20 protein-coding genes are annotated in these 17,948 nt (G+C 74.5%); 10 read left to right on the top strand and 10 right to left on the bottom strand.

All coding sequences use genetic code 11. From position 1 onward, the window contains the following. The first annotated feature begins 160 nt into the window (after positions 1-160). Positions 161-904 carry a FadR/GntR family transcriptional regulator gene (locus ACFYNO_RS13330; protein WP_388010230.1) on the top strand — a complete coding sequence of 248 codons (744 nt, stop codon included), beginning with the start codon at positions 161-163 and terminating at the stop codon, positions 902-904. 3 nt (positions 905-907) lie between these two features. Here the strand turns inward: ACFYNO_RS13330 and ACFYNO_RS13325 are convergent, their stop codons facing one another. Further along, complete coding sequence (locus tag ACFYNO_RS13325) at positions 908-1,702, bottom strand: DUF4389 domain-containing protein (protein ID WP_388010227.1); 795 nt, start codon at positions 1,700-1,702, stop codon at positions 908-910. 165 nt (positions 1,703-1,867) lie between these two features. Between ACFYNO_RS13325 and ACFYNO_RS13320 the strand changes: the two genes are divergently transcribed. Both ACFYNO_RS13320 and ACFYNO_RS13315 read left to right on the top strand, forming a co-directional pair. Further along, on the top strand, positions 1,868-2,308 hold the full coding sequence (locus tag ACFYNO_RS13320) for an RrF2 family transcriptional regulator (protein WP_388010224.1): 441 nt from the start codon (positions 1,868-1,870) through the stop codon (positions 2,306-2,308). A 76-nt stretch (positions 2,309-2,384) separates the two neighbouring features. After that, positions 2,385-3,563 (top strand): globin domain-containing protein, encoded by a 1,179-nt coding sequence (locus ACFYNO_RS13315; protein ID WP_388010221.1) that lies wholly within the window; start codon positions 2,385-2,387, stop codon positions 3,561-3,563. 28 nt (positions 3,564-3,591) lie between these two features. Here ACFYNO_RS13315 and ACFYNO_RS13310 read toward each other — a convergent pair whose 3' ends face one another. Both ACFYNO_RS13310 and ACFYNO_RS13305 read right to left on the bottom strand, forming a co-directional pair. Beyond that, on the bottom strand, positions 3,592-3,996 hold the full coding sequence (locus ACFYNO_RS13310; RefSeq protein ID WP_388010743.1) for a (2Fe-2S) ferredoxin domain-containing protein: 405 nt from the start codon (positions 3,994-3,996) through the stop codon (positions 3,592-3,594). 69 nt (positions 3,997-4,065) lie between these two features. After that, entirely contained in the window at positions 4,066-4,275 is a 210-nt protein-coding gene (locus ACFYNO_RS13305; protein ID WP_388010218.1) for a hypothetical protein, read from the bottom strand. 159 nt (positions 4,276-4,434) lie between these two features. On the opposite strand from ACFYNO_RS13305, the gene ACFYNO_RS13300 reads away from it, so the two are divergent. After that, positions 4,435-5,106 (top strand): alpha/beta fold hydrolase, encoded by a 672-nt coding sequence (locus tag ACFYNO_RS13300; protein ID WP_388010215.1) that lies wholly within the window; start codon positions 4,435-4,437, stop codon positions 5,104-5,106. Positions 5,107-5,113: 7 nt separating this feature from the next. On the opposite strand, the gene ACFYNO_RS13295 is transcribed toward ACFYNO_RS13300, so the two are convergent. Further along, positions 5,114-6,235 carry a Gfo/Idh/MocA family protein gene (locus ACFYNO_RS13295; RefSeq protein WP_388010212.1) on the bottom strand — a complete coding sequence of 374 codons (1,122 nt, stop codon included), beginning with the start codon at positions 6,233-6,235 and terminating at the stop codon, positions 5,114-5,116. A 113-nt stretch (positions 6,236-6,348) separates the two neighbouring features. Between ACFYNO_RS13295 and ACFYNO_RS13290 the strand changes: the two genes are divergently transcribed. Both ACFYNO_RS13290 and ACFYNO_RS13285 read left to right on the top strand, forming a co-directional pair. After that, positions 6,349-6,984 carry a TetR/AcrR family transcriptional regulator gene (locus ACFYNO_RS13290; protein ID WP_388010209.1) on the top strand — a complete coding sequence of 212 codons (636 nt, stop codon included), beginning with the start codon at positions 6,349-6,351 and terminating at the stop codon, positions 6,982-6,984. 71 nt (positions 6,985-7,055) lie between these two features. Next, the gene (locus ACFYNO_RS13285; protein WP_388010206.1) at positions 7,056-7,625 is read left to right on the top strand and encodes a maleylpyruvate isomerase N-terminal domain-containing protein; all 570 of its coding nucleotides are present in this window, start codon (positions 7,056-7,058) and stop codon (positions 7,623-7,625) included. Positions 7,626-7,691: 66 nt separating this feature from the next. Here ACFYNO_RS13285 and ACFYNO_RS13280 read toward each other — a convergent pair whose 3' ends face one another. The 3 genes from ACFYNO_RS13280 to ACFYNO_RS13270 form a co-directional block, all read right to left on the bottom strand. Then, the gene (locus tag ACFYNO_RS13280; RefSeq protein WP_388010203.1) at positions 7,692-9,065 is read right to left on the bottom strand and encodes a hypothetical protein; all 1,374 of its coding nucleotides are present in this window, start codon (positions 9,063-9,065) and stop codon (positions 7,692-7,694) included. Between the two features lie 9 nt (positions 9,066-9,074). Then, a complete protein-coding gene (locus ACFYNO_RS13275) occupies positions 9,075-9,485 on the bottom strand; it encodes a DUF4259 domain-containing protein (protein WP_388010200.1) in 411 nt (136 codons plus the stop codon). Positions 9,486-9,568: 83 nt separating this feature from the next. Next, on the bottom strand, positions 9,569-10,786 hold the full coding sequence (locus ACFYNO_RS13270; protein WP_388010197.1) for a saccharopine dehydrogenase family protein: 1,218 nt from the start codon (positions 10,784-10,786) through the stop codon (positions 9,569-9,571). Positions 10,787-11,123: 337 nt separating this feature from the next. Between ACFYNO_RS13270 and ACFYNO_RS13265 the strand changes: the two genes are divergently transcribed. Continuing rightward, positions 11,124-12,068, top strand: coding sequence for a hypothetical protein (locus tag ACFYNO_RS13265; RefSeq protein ID WP_388010194.1), 945 nt, complete (start codon positions 11,124-11,126; stop codon positions 12,066-12,068). 36 nt (positions 12,069-12,104) lie between these two features. On the opposite strand, the gene ACFYNO_RS13260 is transcribed toward ACFYNO_RS13265, so the two are convergent. Next, on the bottom strand, positions 12,105-13,145 hold the full coding sequence (locus tag ACFYNO_RS13260; RefSeq protein ID WP_388010191.1) for a PHP domain-containing protein: 1,041 nt from the start codon (positions 13,143-13,145) through the stop codon (positions 12,105-12,107). Positions 13,146-13,218: 73 nt separating this feature from the next. On the opposite strand from ACFYNO_RS13260, the gene ligD reads away from it, so the two are divergent. After that, complete coding sequence (gene ligD, locus ACFYNO_RS13255) at positions 13,219-14,115, top strand: non-homologous end-joining DNA ligase (protein ID WP_388010188.1); 897 nt, start codon at positions 13,219-13,221, stop codon at positions 14,113-14,115. Positions 14,116-14,141: 26 nt separating this feature from the next. Here ligD and ACFYNO_RS13250 read toward each other — a convergent pair whose 3' ends face one another. Next, positions 14,142-15,140: a Ku protein gene (locus ACFYNO_RS13250; protein ID WP_388010185.1), complete on the bottom strand. Its 999-nt coding sequence runs from the start codon at positions 15,138-15,140 to the stop codon at positions 14,142-14,144. A 99-nt stretch (positions 15,141-15,239) separates the two neighbouring features. Here ACFYNO_RS13250 and ACFYNO_RS13245 point away from each other — a divergent pair, with 99 nt between their 5' ends. Together ACFYNO_RS13245 and ACFYNO_RS13240 are read left to right on the top strand one after the other, a co-directional pair. Continuing rightward, on the top strand, positions 15,240-16,040 hold the full coding sequence (locus tag ACFYNO_RS13245) for a helical backbone metal receptor (RefSeq protein ID WP_388010182.1): 801 nt from the start codon (positions 15,240-15,242) through the stop codon (positions 16,038-16,040). Between the two features lie 191 nt (positions 16,041-16,231). Beyond that, positions 16,232-17,530 carry a recombinase family protein gene (locus ACFYNO_RS13240; protein ID WP_388010179.1) on the top strand — a complete coding sequence of 433 codons (1,299 nt, stop codon included), beginning with the start codon at positions 16,232-16,234 and terminating at the stop codon, positions 17,528-17,530. Positions 17,531-17,536: 6 nt separating this feature from the next. Here the strand turns inward: ACFYNO_RS13240 and ACFYNO_RS13235 are convergent, their stop codons facing one another. Next, complete coding sequence (locus tag ACFYNO_RS13235; protein ID WP_388010175.1) at positions 17,537-17,791, bottom strand: SHOCT domain-containing protein; 255 nt, start codon at positions 17,789-17,791, stop codon at positions 17,537-17,539. Between the last annotated feature and the right edge of the window lie 157 nt (positions 17,792-17,948).

Here is a 17,948-nt window from a genome sequence, read left to right as displayed (position 1 = left end):
GTGGGGGATCCGAGACGTGCGTCCACCGCAGTGGCCGCAATGGCCTGTTTCCGGACCATTGACGTATGGCGCATGCTTCCGTCTGGACCACCACCGCGTCAAGGCCCCCGCGCTCAGCCGCGTCATGCCTCCACCGATCGCACCCCGGTACGATTCCCGCGTGGACATAGCCGGCGGCGACCCGCTGATCGACTGGGCGGGCGGTGCGATCTTCCGCCCGGTCCGGACCGGCAACACCTTCGAGGAGACCGTCGAGCGGATCCTCGCGGCGGTGAAGCTCGGCGTCTTCGGCTACGGCGACCGGCTGCCCGCCGAGCGGGAGTTGGCGGTCCGGATGGGCGTCAGCCGGGAGACCCTGCGCGAGGCGCTGCGCTCGCTGCAGGCCGCCGGCTGCGTGGAGTCCCGCCGCGGCCGCTACGGCGGCACCTTCGTCACCTACCGGCTGCCGCCGCCCGACCCGGCCGACCTGCGCCGGGCCGTCGAGGACCTGGGCGCCGGCCTGGAGGACGCGCTCACCTACCGGCTGGTGCTGGAGACCGGCGCCGCCGAGCAGGCCGCCCGCCGCCCGCTGGCCGAGGAGCACCGCGCCCACCTGCGCGACCGCCTGGCCGCGCTGGAGGCGGCCGGCCCGGAGGACTACCGCCGGCTGGACTCCCGCTTCCACCTGGCGATCGCCGAGCTCACCGGCTCCCCCTCGCTGGCCGCGGGCGTGGCGCAGAGCCGGATGCGGCTCAACGACCTGCTCAACGCGATCCCCGTGCTGGACCGCAACATCGAGCACGCGGCCCTGCAGCACCGGGCGATGGCGGACGCGATCCTGGCGGGCGACGTCGCCGCCGCCCGCCGCGCCACCGAGGAGCACCTGGAGGGCACCGCGGCCCTGCTCCGCGGCTTCCTCGGCTGAGGGTCAGCGCCCCTGGGTGTTCACGGTGGTGCTGTCCGTCGGCGTGCTGGTGTCGCGCCAGGCCGAGCTGCTGACGTCGGCGGCCAGGCCGAGCACCAGGTAGGCGATCAGCAGCGCGGTGCCGAGCTTGCTCATCAGCAGCGGGCGGGTGGCGGAGACCGGCGGTTCGCTGCCGGGCTGGTCGCCGAAGAGCCCCTTGGGGTAGGCGGAGCTGAGCATCAGGCTGTACGCGATGAACCGCATCCGGTAGCGCGCCAGCGCCGCCGTCGCCTCGAAGACCGGGCGCGGCTGGCGGCCGGCGACCAGCGTGATCAGCCAGAGGAAGAAGGCCAGCACCAGCCAGCCCGCGCCGAGCAGCCCGTTGATGACGGCGGCCGGGATCATCAGGACCAGCCGGAAGAAGACGGCGGCCCGGTTGAGCCGCCCGGGCCGCACCTCGACCCCGACCGGGTAGGGCTGCGAGAGCCGCAGCGCGAACGGCGGGTACTGGTCCACCAGCAGGGTCTGACTGGCGATCAGCCGGGTGTCGTACCCGAGGTACCCGGCCAGGTAGCCGGCGACCGGCCCGGGCAGCCGCGCGGTGAAGAGCGCGGCGAACCAGCCGAGGACCACGGCGAAGAAGGCGGCGATCGAGAGCACCCAGAGCACGATGTAGTGCGGGATCAGGATCAGCCAGCGGAAGGCCACGGTGAGCCGGCGCTGCCGGCCCGGTTCGGGCAGGTCCAGCACCGGCAGGAACTCCGGCGGTCCGGCGGCCGCCGCCGCGGGCATCGTCCAGCCGCCCTCGCCCTGTGCCATGCCGCACTCCTCACTGCTCCGCCGCTGCCCGCTGCCCCCGTCGCACCGCCACGGTCGCAGCGCGCGGTGCCGTCCGCACCCGGGCGGGGCCGGACGGGTCAAGGACCGCTTGGGAAAGGCCACTGCCGAATCCGACTCTCGGATACCAATTGATAGCCTCTTCGCGTGCGACTGACCAAGGGGACCGACATCGCCCTGCGGATCGCCATGCGTTTGGCGGTCCTGCAGGACCAGAACCCGACCACCCGCGAGGTGGCCGCCGCCGTCGACGTGCCGTACACGCACGCCGCGAAGGTGGTCAGCAGACTGCAGCACCTGGGCGTGGTCACCGCCCGCCGCGGCAACGGCGGGGGGCTGGCGCTCACCCAGGCCGGACGGACCGGCTCGCTCGGTCAGCTGGTCAGGGACTTGGAGGGGGTCGGCGACCCGGTCGGCTGCGAGGACGACCCGCCCTGCCCGCTGCGTGCCGCCTGCCGGCTGCGCGGAGCGCTGCGCGGAGCCCAGGAGGCGTTCTTCGCCGCGCTCGACCCGCTCTCGATCGAGGACCTGGTGGCCCCGCCGACCGGCCCGGTGCTGCTCTCGCTGAGCCCGCGCCGCGCCGACTGACCGGTCGGCACGGGGGATTGATCCGGTGTCAGCACGCCGTCGAATACGAAGATCATCTACCACTTTGGAGCCCACGATGCTGTCCGCGCAGGCCGCCTCCACCGTTCGCGCCACCCTGCCCGCCGTCGGCGGGGCGATCGGGGAGATCACCCCGGTCTTCTACCGGCGGCTCTTCGCCGCCCACCCCGAGCTGGCCCGCGACCTCTTCAACCGCGGCAACCAGGCCGCCGGCAGCCAGCAGCAGGCGCTGGCCGGCTCGATAGCCGCCTTCGCCACCGCGCTGCTGGAGCGCCCGCAGGAGCGCCCGGACGCGATGCTCGCCCGGATCGCCCACAAGCACGCCTCGCTGGGCGTGTGCGCCGAGCAGTACCCGGTGGTGCGCGAGCACCTGTTCGCCGCCATCGCCGAGGTGCTGGGCGAGGCCGTCACCCCCGAGGTCGCGGCCGCCTGGGACGAGGTCTACTGGCTGATGGCCAACGCCCTGATCGCCATCGAGGCCCGGCTCTACCAGGAGGCCGGCGTGCCGGCCGGCGGGGTCTGGGGCGAGTACCTTGTGGTCGGCCGCCGGGACGAGACCCCCGAGGTGGTGACCTTCGAGGTCCGCCCGGCCGACGGCTCCCCGGCGCCGGCGCAGTCGCCCGGCCAGTACGTCTCGGTCCAGGTCGAACTGGCCGACGGCGCGCACCAGATCCGCCAGTACAGCCTCTCCGGCGCCTCCGCCGAAACCCTGCGGTTCTCCGTCAAGCGCGACGGCGAGGTCTCCACCCGCCTGCACGAGCACGCCGCGCCGGGCAGCACGGTGCGGGTCAGCCGCCCGTTCGGCGACGTCCACTTGGACGAGGCCGGCGACTCCCCCGTGCTGCTGGTCTCCGCCGGGATCGGCTGCACCCCGATGATCGGCATCCTCGACCGGCTGGCCGCGACCGGCTCCAAGCGCCGGGTGATCTCCGCGCACGCCGACCGCTCCCCCGCCGAGCACGCCTTCCGCGCCGAGCTGGCCCGGCTGACCGCGGAACTGCCGGAGGCCGAGGCGCACATCTGGTACGAGCACCCGGCGGACGCCGACTGGCCGGCCGACCGCACCGGACTGATCGACCTGGACGCGCTGGTGGTGCCGGCCGGCGCCACCGCCTACCTGTGCGGGCCGCTGCCCTTCCTGCGCTTCACCCGCAACCAGCTGATCGACGCCGGGGTGCCCGCCGCCTCGATCCACTACGAGGTGTTCGGCCCGGACCTCTGGCTGGCCAACGCCTGAACCACCCCAGCACAGGCGGGCCCGCCCGTCAGCCCTCCAGCGTCTCGCGGACCCGGCGCGAGGGCGCGAAGGTGTACAGCTCCAGCACGGCCGGCGGGTCCACCAACCCGGGCCCGCCCGCGCCGACCCACTCGGTGATGTCCCGGGCGGCGTCCGGGTCGTTGACGAAGCCCAGCCAGACCGGCCGCCCACCGGCCCGCCGCCCCTCGGCGGAGGGCTGGACGACGATCACATTGGCCCGGTCGCAGGCGTCCAGGCAGTCCACCGGCCGCACCTCGGCCACCCCGGCCAGCCCGTGGCGCAGGTCGTTCAGCTGGCCCCGGTGGTCCACCCCCGGGACCTTCACCGTGCCGCAGCAGCACCCCCGGCAGACCGCCACCCGGCAACGCGCCTCTCCCGCACCCGCCGCCTGCTCCCGCTGCCGCCGCGCCATCGACCCCACCCCATCCATGCTGATCACTCCATCAGCTGATCAGTATGACCTGCGCCCGCCCACACCCCGTCAGCGCCCGCGCCACCACCGGCGACGCGCCCGGCTCCAGAACCAGCCGGCGGGCGGCTTGTCGGAGCGCCAGGGTTCGGGGCCCGGTGGCTCGCGGCGCCAGCGGGCGGCCAGCATCCGGGCCCGGCCGGACGGCTCCGTCACCGGCGCGGCACGGATGAACGCCTCGTCCAGCTCGACCTCGTCCCAGTCGTCCTCGTCCGCCGCCATCGGCCACGCCACCTCCCACCCCGCTCAACGCACGGTGGCGGCCGCGGAGTGCCCGATAACCGTTCGTTATGGGCACCAGCCGATCCAGCTCTTGGACGTATGGCCGCGACCGGAGCAGAGTGGACCCCGAAGCGATCTTCGACTCCCAAGGAGCGGGCCATGACCGCCTACATCCTCGTCCCGGGCACCTACCACGGCGGGTGGTGGTTCGAGCCGATCGCCGAGCGGCTGCGGCAGCAGGGCCACCGGGCGGTCGCGCTGAGCCTCACCGGCCTCGGCGAGCTCAACCACCTGCTGGACGGTTCCGTCAACCTCGAGACCCACATCGAGGACGTGCTCCGGGCGGTCGACGCCGAGGAGGCCGAGCAGGTGGTGCTGGTCGGCCACAGCTACGGCGGGATGCCGATCACCGGCGCGGCCGACCGCCGGCCCGAGCGGATCCGCTCGCTGGTCTACCTGGACGCCTTCGTCCCGCGCGACGGCGAGTCGGTGCTCGACATCCAGCCGGCGGACTGGCGGCAGCGGATCCTGAACGCGGCGAGCGGCAACGGCTACGCGATGGTCCCGCCGCCGATCCTCAGCGAGCAGGAGCCGCGGGTCACCAGCCACCCACTGGGCTCCTCGGTGCAGCGGATCCGGCTGACCGGAGCGCAGGAGAAGGTCGAGCGCCGCACCTACGTGCACCACAGCGCCTTCGTGGGCACCCCGTTCGTCCCGACCTGGGAGCGGATCCGCCAGGAGCCGGGCTGGACGGCCCTGGAGCTGCCGATCGGCCACGACATCGTGCGCGAGGCGCCGGAGGAGTTGCTGGAGCTGCTGCTGGCCGAGTGATCCGAACTCAGCCCACCTTCTCCCGACCGCCGCTCTCGGCCGACCGCCGCACCGCGTCCAGCAGCCGGTGCAGCCGCAGCCCTTCGGCGAAGTCCGGTACTCGCCGCCCGCCGTCCCGCAGGTCGGCGGCGAGCCGGGCGTAGAGCTCGCCGACGTGGTAGCCCTCCGCCCCGGTCCTGTCCTGATCCACCATCACATAGCTCTCTGGCAGCGCGAGTTCGCTCATCTCGCCACCCAGCTCGCGCGAGCCGAGCAGCCGCAGCCCGCCCATCTGGATGCCGCCGGGCCCGGCCGGGCCGGTGGACTCCAGCGTCAGCACCCCTTCGGTGCCGACCAGTTCGATCCGCGTACCGGCCCCGGCCGGCCGGCCGTCGTGGATGTGCGCCGACACCACGGCGCCACCCGGCAGCGTGCCGCCGACCAGCACCTGGTCGGGGCTGCTGACCGGCACCCGGCGGTCGCTGTCACCCGCCAGGTACGAGGTCCGCCACTGGGACAACTCTCCTCGCACCTCGAGCAGTTCACCGACCAGATACTGCACCGCGTCCAGCGTGTGGCCGCCCGCCACCTCCAGGGTGCCGGCCGCGTTGGCCCGGTCCAGGGTGTAGAGCGCCCAGTCCGGCATCCGCTCACCGGCGCCCTTGGCCCGGCCGGAGTAGACCGTCACCGAGCCGAGTTCACCCAGGTAGCCGTCGGCGATCAGGTCCCGGGCCTGCAACAGGGCCGGGGCGAATCGGGCCTGCAGTCCGATCGCGGTGCGCACCCCGGCCACGGCGGCGGCCTCGACCAGATGCTCCGCCTCCGCGGTGGTGCGGGCCAGCGGCCACTCGCAGTAGACGTGCTTGCCGGCCGCCAGCGCGGCGCTCACCAGCTCCAGGTGAGCGGGCACCTTGACCGTGACGACCACCAGGTCGACCTCCGGATGCTCGGCCAGCTCCCGCGCGTCGGCGAAGGCGTGCGCCACCCCGAAGTGCTCGGCGGCCGCCTTCGCACTCTCGATCCGACTGGTGCCGACCGCCGTGATCTCGTACTCCGGCAGCGACCGCAGCGCGGGAATGTGCGCCCTGGCCGCCCACCCCTGGTGCGGGTTCACTCCGATGATGCCGACCCGAATCCGCTGCTCCGCCATGGCAAGGCTCCGCCCCTCGAAAGAAACGGACAACTCCTGTCCGCTTGCTCGATGACAGTAGCCAACCGGACAGCTCCGGTCCAGTTCTTCGGGTCACCCGGTAGGCTCGACCTATGGACACGCATTCGAGCGCCGTGGACCGGCTCTTCGCCGATCCGACGGGCCGTCAGCCCCGCGCCGACGCCCGGCGCAACGCGGAGCGCCTGGTGGCCGCGGCCCGGCTGGCGATCGCCGAGATCGGCGCGGATGCCTCGGCCCACGAGATCGCGGCCCGCGCGGGGGTCGGCATCGGCACGTTCTACCGCCGTGTCCCGTCCCGCGAGGCCCTGCTGATGGCGATCCTGGAAGACGTGCTGAGCGAGATCCGCCGAGCCGCCGACGAGGCCCTGCTCGATCCGGACCCCTGGCACGGCCTCTCCGGGTTCGCTGCCGAGTACGTCGGCCTGCGCGGCGAGAGCTGCGGAATCAGTGACGCCCTCGGCGGCGCCTGCGGCGAGCGCCTGGACGACCTGCTCGCCGAACTGCGCGACCGCTTCCGCCTGTTGGTCACCCGCGCCCAAGAGGCCGGCGCCGTCCGCCCGGACCTGGCCTGGCAGGACCTGCCGTTCCTGCTCGCCTCACTCACTACGGGCCACCGCACCCTCGGCCTGACCGCCGACGAGGACCAGTGGCGCCGTGGCCTGCGCGTACTGCTCGACGGCCTGCGCACCCCGGAACCCGCCCCGCTCCCCGGTCACCCGCCGCACTGAAAGCCGACCGGTACTCCAGTTCGCCAGCCGACCATCACCACCCGGAGCTCCCCCTGTCCTCCCCCTCGCCGATGGGCCCCGCCGACGTCGACCAGGCCGTCCGCGCCACCCTCGCCCTCCTCGCCCCGCACAGCGGTGCCGACTGGTCCGTCCCCGCCGGCTCCCTCACCTGGAGCTGCCGGGAGACCGCCGCCCACATCGCCCACGACCTGCTCGCCTACGCCGCCCAACTCGCCGGGGCCGCGCCCGAGGCCTACCTGCCGATCGACCTCACGATCCAGCAGCAGGCCGAGCCCGCCGACCTGCTCCGCATCATCAGCGCTTGCGGCCGCCTGCTCTCCACCCAGCTTGCCGCCGCCGACCCCGCCGACCGGGCCTGGCACTGGGGCCCCTGCGACCCGAGCGGCTTCGCCGCGATGGGCACCGCCGAGGTGCTGCTGCACACCCATGACATCGCCCGGGGGCTCGGCCTCGACTGGCAGCCGCCCGCGCCGGCCGCTGCCCGCGTCCTCGACCGGCTCTTCCCGCAGGCCCCCGCGGGCGACCCGGTGGCGGTGCTCCTCTGGCAGACCGGCCGCGGCGAGCTGCCCGGCCGGGACCGGCTCACCTCCTGGGTCTGGAAGGCCGCGCTCAAAGCGTGACCCAAGGCGTGAAACGACCGAGCGGGCGCCCCGGGAAGGGACGCCCGCTCACTCCTCGTAGGAGGCTCAGGACTGGCCGCCGTCCTGACCCATCGCCAGGATCTGGTCGTAGCCGAGGCCCAGGCGGTTCATCGCCCGGATCTCCTCCGCCGAGCCGCCGGTCTTCTGCACCAGCTCCTGCACCTGGGCGTCGGTCAGCGTCGGCGCGGGGGTGTCGGGGAACTTGGTGCCGGTCAGCGCGCTGCCGTCGGCGCCCGCGCCCACGCCCGCCATGCCGCCGGCGAGGGCGCCGAAGGCGGCGGTCAGGTCCTGCTCGGTCAGCTTGACGGCCTTCTCCGGCGCCTGCACCTGCTTGGCGGTCTGGTCGAAGGTCAGCTTCAGCGGCAGCTGGGTGCCGGCCGGGGCCTTCTTGTCCAGCTGGGCCAGGTCGAAGCTGAGGCCGGTGAGCGCGCCGTTCTTGATCGACAGCAGGGCGCTGACGTTCTTGTCCGGGAGGTCGGTGGGGGCCGAGGTCGGGAGGCCGGCCTCCTTCGGCAGCTGGTCGGTCACCGGCTTGACGGCCTTCAGCAGGTCGTCGGCGAGCTTGCGGAAGGGGGCGGAGACGGCGATCTGGTCGGCGCCGTCCGCCTTGCCCTTGGCCTCGAAGCTGAAGTCGCCGGTGAAGGCGGACTTCAGCGAGTCGAGCACGTTCTGCTGAGCCTTCGGGTCCAGCGTGGGCTGGGCCGCGGCGGCCGCACCGGAGTCGCCGTTCGCCGCCGCCCTGCGGCCGGAGTCGGCGAGCAGCGACGGGTCGAGCTCGGCCCAGCCGCCGCTCAGCGCCTCCTTGAGCGGGGCGAGGCTGCTGCCCATGGCGTCCAGGCCCTCGGTCACCGAGGCCGGGTCCTCGCCGACCGCGGTGGCCAGCGCCTTGAGGTCGCCGTGCAGGTAGGTGAGGCCGGCGACCTGGCGGAGCTCCACCAGCGCGGCGCCGCTGCGGTCGGCGATCAGGTAGTCGGCGTGGAGCTGCTTCAGCTCGGCCTCGGCCTGCGGGTCGGGCGAGGCGCCGGTCGCCGGGCGGGCGGACTTGAGGTCCTTCAGCGGCTTGTCGGCGTGCAGGCTGATCGAGACGGTCAGGCCGGTCAGCGCCTTTGCGGCCTTCTCGTCCGGGCCGTCGCCGACCGCCTTGGAGTAGGCGGTCAGCTGCTCGGGGGTGGCGTCCAGCGAGAGCTTCACGCTCAGGTCCTGGCCCTCGCCCAGCTTCTGGAAGGCGTCGGACACCTTCTGGCCGGCGGTCAGCTCCTTGACGGTGCCGCAGGCGGCCAGACCGGCCGTCAGCACGGCGGCACCGGTGGTGGCGACGAGAGCGGCGCGAACGGCGCGCGCTATCGCGGTGTTGATGGCGGTCTCCCCCCTCAGCAGGCTCTTTTTTGCCTGTTCTTTACATCTGACGGGAGACAACATACAACACCGTCACAGGTGCTCCGCCACCAATATTCCGCGCAGCCTGGCCACCACCTCCTGCCACCGCTCGCCCTCCCCCGACTCGGCCCAGAGCTCGGCCAACTCCGAGCCGGGGCCGGTCACCGCGTCCAGCGCGCGCACCGCGAGACCGACCAGCTCGCCACCCAGCCCGGGGATCTCCTCCTGCGGTCCCCACACGGGGTTCACCGGTTCACCACCACGGCACCGCGCGGCGACCAGCGCCGCGGCGGCCACCGCCTCCTGCCCGAGGTCCGCGTCCAGCTCAGCCCCGCTGGCCGGCGCCGCCAGCAGCGCGGCGCGGACCAGGCCGGGGCGCGCTCCGATCGGCGACCGGTCCAGCGTGTCCGCGAAGTCGGCCGCTCCGTCGTTGTCGAAGGGTCCGAAGTCCCAGGTGCCCATGGAGCCGCTCCTCCTCGTGTTCGAGTGGTCGACGGCCATGCTGACACCCGGGACTGACAACTCCCCGCAGCTCAGGACGGAGGTCAGACAACCCGGCGGGGCGGCCCCGCGGGCGGCTGTTCGAACACCCGGAACCGCATCCCGGCCTCCTGCAGCCGCCCGGTCAGCGCCTCGCCCATGGCCGCCGACGGCGTCACCTGGCCCGCCGTCACCGGCAGGTCCGGGTCGAACGCCAGGCAGAGCGCGGCCTCGGCGAGGATCCGCGAGGTCTCGGTGTAGCCCGGGTCGCCGCCGGAGACCTCGGTGTAGACGGTCGCCCCGGCGGCCTCGGCCACGAACCTGACCGCGAACCAGCCCTTGGCCCGCTGCTCCGCGCTCGGCCCCTCCCCCGGCGCGCGCAGCCGTCCGAGCGCCCGGCGGACGGCGGGCAGCTGCGCCCCGAGGGCGATCAGCCCGACCGCCGCGGTGCCGCCCAGCGCCACCGGCAGCCGCCGCACGGCCGCGTAGTGGCTGTACCGGAAGTCGGCACCGTACTCCGGCAGCGCGGCGGCCGAGCGGGCCACCACCTGCGGGTCGATGGTGGGCAGCGGCCAGGCCCAGGCCTGCGCCTCGGTGGACCAGTGCGGGCGCTCGGTGGCGGTGCTGATCCGCCGGCCGGCCGGGCGGGGGTCGGCGGCCCGGCGCTCCTTGGCGGTCCGCAGCGCGGCGCGCGGGCGGGAGAGCGCGGTCAGCACGGAGTCGAAGGTCCCGCCGGACGGGCTGCCGCCGGCCCGCACGTAGCCGCGCACCCGGACCTCGGCGCCCTCGGTGGCCACCGGCAGCTGGGCCAGCGCGAACCGCACGCCCAGGTCGTGCGGCACCGAGTCGAAGCCGCAGGAGTGCACCAGGCGGGCGCCGCTGCGCACCGCCCGCTCGTGGTGGCGCAGGTACATCCGGTCCACGAACTCGGGCTCGCCGGTCAGGTCCAGGTAGTCGGTGCCGGCCTCGGCGCAGGCGGCCACCAGCGGCTCGCCGTAGCGCAGGTAGGGGCCGACGGTGGAGACGACCACCCGGCTGGACCGGGCCACCTCGGCGAGCGCGGCCCGGTCGCCGGCGTCCGCGGTGAGCAGCGGCAGCTCGGCCAACTCGGGGTGGGCCGCGGCGAGTTCGCTCCGCACGGCGGCCAGCCGCTCGGGGCTGCGCCCGGCCAGCGCCCAGCGGCAGTCCGGCGGCACGGCCGTGGCGAGGTACTCGGCGGTGAGCCGACCGGTGAACCCGGTGGCACCGAAGAGGACGAGGTCAAAGGGGCGTTCGGCGTCCATCGAGCTGATCCCTACTGGCCGGTAGTCGTGTCGGGCCACGCTAGGACGGCGCCGGGCCACTGTCAACGAAGCGCCAACCCGGCGCGCCACCAGGCCTCTTGGCGTTAGGTCAACAGTTCGCCAAATCGACGAAGCGAGGCTTCCTGAGCCCTTGCTGAGTACTTCCTGATGCTGTTTGATGAACACCGGTCAAGCGGCCCCGGAAGCAGCCCCCCGGCTCCCCACAAAGCCGGCCCCGGTACACCGGGCCCCGCCGCCGACCTCGACGGGACCCGTCCGGCCGCACCCGGCCCCTTCCGGTCCCCGCCTGTTCCCCCACCCCCAAGAGGAGCCAGGAATGCGCGACTCGCGCGAACCCCGTACCGTCCGCCGCCTGACCGGCATCGCGACCGCCGCCGCGCTGGCCACCGCCGGCCTGGTGGCCGGCGCCGGCAGCAGCAACGCGGCGCCCGCCGCCGCCCCCGGCGTGCACCTCGTCACCACCCACGGCCAGGTGCAGCGGGTGGAGACCCACGGCCGGCACGGCGTCGTCCCGTTGAAGGGCAGCGCCCACCGGACCGCCGCCCGCCCGGCGGCCGGCGGCGGTGACCTGGTCTACGGCGGCGGTCCGGTCCAGCACCAGGTCACCGTGTACCTCGTCTTCTGGGGTAACCAGTGGGATAGCGACGGCAACGGCGTTCAGCAGTACGAGACCGACCTCTTCAACGGCCTCGGCACCGGCCAGGACACCTGGTCCACCGTCACCTCCCAGTACACGGACAGCAGCGGTGCCGGCCCGGCGTTCAACGGTGCGGTGCTCGGCGGCACCTGGGTGGACGACTCGGCCGCCGCCCCCGGCTCGGCCGCCCAGGCCGACATCGCGGCCGAGGCCAACGTCGGCGCCCAGCACTTCGGCGTCTCCGGCACCGACGCCCAGATCGTGGTGATGAGCCCGAGCGGCACCTCGCCCGACGGCTTCCCGAACAGCGGCTTCTGCGCCTGGCACGACTGGAACGGCACCGTCTCCTACACCAACATGCCCTACGTGCTGGACGCCGGCTCCGGCTGCGGCGCCAACTCGGTGGGCGGCCAGCTCGACGGCTTCAGCATCGTCGAGGGCCACGAGTACGCCGAGAGCCTGACCGACCCGGAGCCGTCCAGCGGCTGGGTCGCCTCCGACGGCGAGGAGAACGGCGACCTGTGCGCCTGGCAGAACCTGGCCGCGGTCAGCCTGCCCACCGGCTCCTTCGCGATGCAGCCCACCTGGAGCAACGCGGCCGGCGGCTGCGCGATGTCCAGCTGATCTCCGGCCGGTAGCGGAGTGGGCCCGCCGGGACCGTCAGCCCCGGCGGCTCGCGCGGGTCCACTCCAGCAGGCGCTCCACCGGCCAGGTGGTCACCACCCGCTCCGGCGGCACCCCCGCCTCGGCCGCGCGCAGGCAGCCGTAGTCCTGCCAGGCGAGCTGGCCGGGTGCGTGGGCGTCGGTGTCCAGCGCGAACAGGCAGCCCGCCCGCTCCGCCTCGCGCAGCAGCCGCAGCGGCGGATCCCGGCGCTCCGGACGGGAGTTGATCTCCACGGCGGTGCCGTGCTCGGCACAGGCGGCGAACACCGCCGCCGCGTCGAACTCCGACTCCGGGCGCGGCTTCCCGCCGCCGCGCACCCCGCCCTCCTTGCCCAGCAGCCGTCCGGTGCAGTGGCCCAGCACGTCCACCAGCGGATTGGCCACCGCGGCCAGCATCCGCCGGGTCATCGGCCCGGCCGGCATCCGCAGCTTGGAGTGGACGGAGGCCACCACCAGGTCCAACTCGGCCAGCAGCTCCGGCTCCTGGTCCAGCGAGCCGTCCTCCAGGATGTCGCACTCGATGCCGGTCAGCAGCCGGAACGGCGCCAACTCCTCGTTCAGCCCGGCCACCACCTCCAGCTGCCGGCGCAACCGCTCGGGGCTGAGCCCGTGGGCCACCGTCAGCCGCGGCGAGTGGTCGGTCAACACCGCCCACTCATGGCCGAGTTCACGGGCGGTGCGGGCCATCAGGGCGATCGGGCTGCCGCCGTCCGACCAGTTGGAGTGCAGATGGCAGTCGCCGCGCAGCACGGCCCGCAACTCGGCCGCCGCGCCGGTCAGTTCGGGCAGGGCCTGGGCCGCGCGCTGCTCCGCCTCGGCCAGGTACCCGGGGGTCCGCCCGGCCAGCGCCTCCGCCACCACCCCGGCGGTCACCGGCCCCAGCCCGGGCAGCGCGGCCAGCCCGGCCGCCGTCCTGGGCAGCTCGGTCCGCGGGCGCAGCTCGTCCGCCGCATTGCGGAAGGCCTGCACCCGGTAGCTGGAGGCCTGCTCGCGCTCCAGCAGGAAGGCGATCCGCTCCAGGGCCGCGATCGGGTCCATGCCGCCATGATCCGCCATCCGCCCGGCGCGTCGCGGCCGACTCGCCGGGCCGTCCGGCTGACACCATCGACCCATGCCCGATCCCACCGCGACGGTGACCGAAGTCGCCGGGCGCCGGCTGCGCCTGACCCACCTGGACCGCGTCCTCTACCCCGGCACCGGCTTCACCAAGGCCGCCCTGCTGCACTACTACACCCGGGTGGCCCCGGCCATGCTGCGGCAGCTGGCGGGCCGGCCGGCCAGCTTCCTGCGGCTGCCGGAGGGAGTGGACGGCCAGCGCTTCTGGGCGAAGCGGGTGCCGCCCGGCTCGCCGGACTGGGTGCCCCGGCTGGCGGTGACGCACCGCACCGAGACCATGCCCCAGGTGGTGGTGGACGACCTGCCGACCCTGCTCTGGGCCGCCAACCTGGGCTGCCTGGAGTTCCACGTCCCGCAGTGGCGCACCGACCCGGCCACCCACGACCGGCTGATCATCGACCTGGACCCGGGCGAGGGCACCGGTCTGCTGGAGTGCTGCGTCGTCGCCCTGACGGCCCGCCACCTGCTCGCCGAGGACGGGCTGACGGCCTTTCCGAAGACCACCGGCAGCAAAGGCCTGCACCTCAGCGTGCCGCTGCAACCCGCCCCGGCCGAGGCGGCGGGCGAGTACGCCAGGGCGCTGGCCCGGCGGCTGCGGCGGGCGCTGCCCGAGCTGGTGGTGGACCAGATGGCCAAGGAGCTGCGGCCGGGCCGGGTCTTCGTCGACTGGTCGCAGAACAACAGCGCCAAGACCACCGTCGCCGCCTACTCGCTGCGCGCCCGCCCCGCCCCCGCCGTCTCGGCCCCGCTCGGCTGGCCCGAACTCGCCGCCGCCCGGCGCCCGGAGGACCTGGTGTTCACCCCGGACGCCGTCGCGCAGCGCCTGGCGGCGGACGGCGACCCGCACGCGGGCCTGGCGGACCCGGGGCTGGCGGGGCGGCTGCCGGTCTAGCCCAGGAAGGCACCGGGTGAGGAGACTCAGGAGACCGCCCGCAGCCGCCGCTTCTTCCCCTTCGCCGGCCCCTGCAGCGCCTCGACCAGCTGCTCCCGGTTCATCGAGGACCGCCCGGGCACCTCCCGCTCGGTCGCCAGCCGGTACAGCTCCGCCTTGGTCAGCTCCCCGAGCTCCGGCTCCTTCCGGTCGGCCGCCGCCGGCTCCTCCGCCGGCTGCGCCGCCGACTGCTCCGCGGGCACCGCCGACGCCTGCTGCAGGCTCCGCTCCAGCACGGCCATCAGGTCCACCACGTTCGTGGACTCCGGCGCCGGCTCCGCCGTGACGACCTCCTTGCCCGCCACCTTGGCCTCCACCAGCTCGCGCACCTGGGCGGTGTAGTCGTCCCGGTAGGCCTCCGGGTCCCAGTCGGTGCTCAGCGCCTCGATCAGCTGGCAGGCCACCGCCAGCTCCTTCTCCGAGGGCACCGCCGCCTGCTCCGGCAGGCTGTCGATCTCCCGGTGCGGATCCCGCACCTCGTCGGCGTAGTGCATGGTCTGCAGCACCAGCACGTCGCCCTCCACCCGCACCGCCGCCAGATACTGCTTGCCCCGCATCACGAAGCTGGCCAGGCCGGCCCGGTTGGTCTCGGAGAGGGCGCGGTGCAGCAGGCCGTAGACCTTGGCGTACTCGGCGCCGCGCGGGCCCAGGTAGTAGGTCTTGTCGAAGAAGATCGGGTCCACCTGCGCGAGGTCGACGAAGCCGCCGATCTCGATCGACTTGGACCGTCCGGGTGAGATCCTGTCCAGCTCCTCCGGCTCCACCACCACGTACTCGCCCTCGGTCAGCTCGTAGCCCTTGACGATGTCGCGGTAGCCGACCTCCTCGCCGGTGCGCTCGTTGACCCGCTGGTTGCGCACCCGGTCGGAGGTGCCGCGCTGCAGCTGCCGGAAGTGCACCGCGTGGTCCTCGGTCGCCGAGTAGAGGCCCACCGGCACCGCCACCAGCCCGAAGCTCAGGGTTCCCGTCCAGATCGGCCTGGCCATCGCCGCACACCTCCTCCACACACCCCCTCCCGGTCCTCCCCATGGTGCTCCCCGCCGGGCCTCGGCGCACCACTCACCGGCCCCGTTACAGTGCGGACCATGGCGAGCGTCCCGAGCACCCCGACCGACGACCTCGGCCACCCCGTGCCGCTCACCCGCCCGGTGCGCCGGGTCGTCTCGCTGGTCCCCTCGCTGACCGAGGCGGTGGCCGCCACCGCGCCGGAGCTGCTGGTCGGCGCCACCGACTGGTGCACCCACCCCGCCGGCCTCGCCGTCGCCCGGATCGGCGGCACCAAGAACCCCGACACCGCCGCGATCACGGCGCTCCGCCCCGACCTGGTGATCGCCAACGAGGAGGAGAACCGCGCCCCCGACCTGGCCGCCCTGCGGGCCGCCGGCATCCCGGTGCACGTCACCGCGATCCGCACCCTGGACCAGGCGTTCGGCTCGCTGGACCGCCTGCTCACCACGGTCTGCGGCCTCCCCCGGCCGGCCTGGCTGGACCGGGCCGAGGCCGCCTGGGCCGCGGCCGAGCCGGGGCCCGCCGAGCCCCGGCCCGCCGTGGTGCCGATCTGGCGCCGTCCCTGGATGGTGCTGGGCCGGGACACCTTCGCCGGCGACCTGCTCGCCCGGCTCGGCGTGCGCAACCTCTACGCCGGCCACCCCGAGCGCTACCCGGCCGTCCCGCTGCCCGAGCTGCGTGCCGCCGGCCCCGGGCTGCTGGTGCTGCCGGACGAGCCTTACCGGTTCACCGCCGAGGACGGCCCCGAGGCCTTCCCCGGCGTCCCGGCCGCTCTGCTGAGCGGCCGTCACCTCACCTGGTACGGACCGTCACTGGTCGAGGCCCCCGCCGTACTGCGCGCGCAGCTCGACCGGGCCGTGCTCGGGCCGGCCGGCTGAACCGGTTCGATCCGGACCAGGGTCAGACCTCCCGCGACACGCTCCCATGAGGGTAGGCTAGCCTTCCTTAGGCTGCCCTTGCCTGCCGGCTCGGGGCCAGCTCTGCCGTGCGCCGCCGAGGCCGGTCCGGTCCCGACTGCTTCTCCCCCCGGCACCCCCTGACGCCCGAGGACCAGCGCGAGGACCCGCCAGTGCCCACACCCACCCCCGGCAGCGAGTCGGCCCGCCGGGCCGCCGCCTACTGCTGGCCGCACAGCTCCCCACCCCGCCCCGCCGACGGACCGCCCGACCCGCAGGCCGCCCTGGACGCCGAGGTGCGGCTGGCCCACGAGCAGGCCGCCGCGCTCGGGCTGGAGCTGGCCGCCCGGCACGTCTTCACCGATCCCCGCCCGCCGGCCTGGTCGCCGGACGGGCCCGATCCGAGCCGGCCCGCCGCCGACACCGGCTGGCAGGCGTTACTGGCCGCGTTGCGCGACGGCGAGGTGGCCCACCTGGTGCTGCCCGGCGCGCAGCGACTGGAGCGCCAACCCTGCGCCTACGCCGAGCTGCTGGCGCTGGCCACCGACCGCGGGGTGCTGCTGCACGGCCACCCGGACGACCTCAACGACGACGCGGTCCGCGCGGATGCCCTGCAACGCGCCGAACGCGCCTGCCAGTCGGCCCGGCAGGCCTCGGTCCGGGCCCGCAAGGCGCACCGGCAGGCGGCCGCCGAAGGCCGGACGCACGGCGGCGGGCTGCGCCGGTTCGGCTACACGGCGGGCATGGCCGAACTGGTGGCGGACGAGGCCGCGGTGGTCCGCGAGCTGTTCACCCGGTTCCTGGCCGGCGAGTCGCTGCGCGCGCTGGCGCTGGACCTGAACCAGCGTCAGATCCCCACCGCCTACGGCAACCGCTGGACGGTCAGCGGCGTCGGCCGGCTGATCGAGGCCCCGCGCTACGCCGGGCTCCGGGTGGCGGACGGCGAGCCGGCCCGGACGGCGGACGGCGGCTACGTGACGGCCGACTGGCCGCCCTGCGTGAGCCTCGCCGACTGGGAGGCGGCCCAGCGGCTGCGCGCCGACCGGGCACGGGCCCAGGCGGCGGGCCGCCGGCCGCGGCGCGAGTACCCGCTGACCTCACTGCTGCGGTGCACCCGGTGCGAGCGGCACATGGTCGGCTCGGCGATCGGCGGCTACCCGACCTACGCCTGCACCTCCAACAGCAGCCTGGAGGCCGAACACTGCTCCCGGCACATCGCCGCCGAGTCACTGGAGGCGCATGTCGCCGACCGGGCCATCGCACTGCTCGAGGCGCTCACCGAGCCGGTACTGGACGGGGTGCCGGTCGGCCCGACGGCCCGGTTCGGCTGGTCCCGGCTGAGTCCGGCGCGGCGGGCGGCGGTCTTCCGGCACTTCTTCGCCAGCATCCGGATCGCCGCCTCCTCGACCAGCCGAAGCGTCTTCGACCCCAGCCGGATAGAGATCCTGCCCCGCCGCGGCCCGACCGGCTGAGCCCGGTCAGCCCGGTGGCTCGCGCAGCGTGCGCAGCCGCCGCTGGTACTCCTCGTCGTCCAACTCCCCCTTGGCGTACCGCTCGGCCAGGATCCGCTCGGCCTCGGCCGAGCCGCCGCGCCCGACCGCCGTGGCCCCGGCACCGCCCCAGACCGGCGGCCCGGCGGCCGGCTCGGCCCGGCGCGCGGCCTGGGCCCGGAGCACCAGCACGATCAGCACCACGAGCAGCACCGCCAGCAGCCCGAAACCGACCGTGACCAACCAGAACCCCGGCCCCCACGCTCCACCGACATGGTGGTGATGGCGGAAGAACATCACGCACCGCCTCTCGTCGACCACCTTCCAGTGTGCGCCGCCATCCCACGCTCGATTGCTCGTTTCTGCGCGCAGATCCATTGAACGCGCAGAAACGGACTGT

Source organism: Kitasatospora sp. NPDC006697 (assembly GCF_042869935.1).
Classification (GTDB): domain Bacteria; phylum Actinomycetota; class Actinomycetes; order Streptomycetales; family Streptomycetaceae; genus Kitasatospora.
The sequence above is the reverse complement of the archived record's forward strand: the minus strand, read 5'-3'. Positions and strand labels throughout refer to the sequence as shown.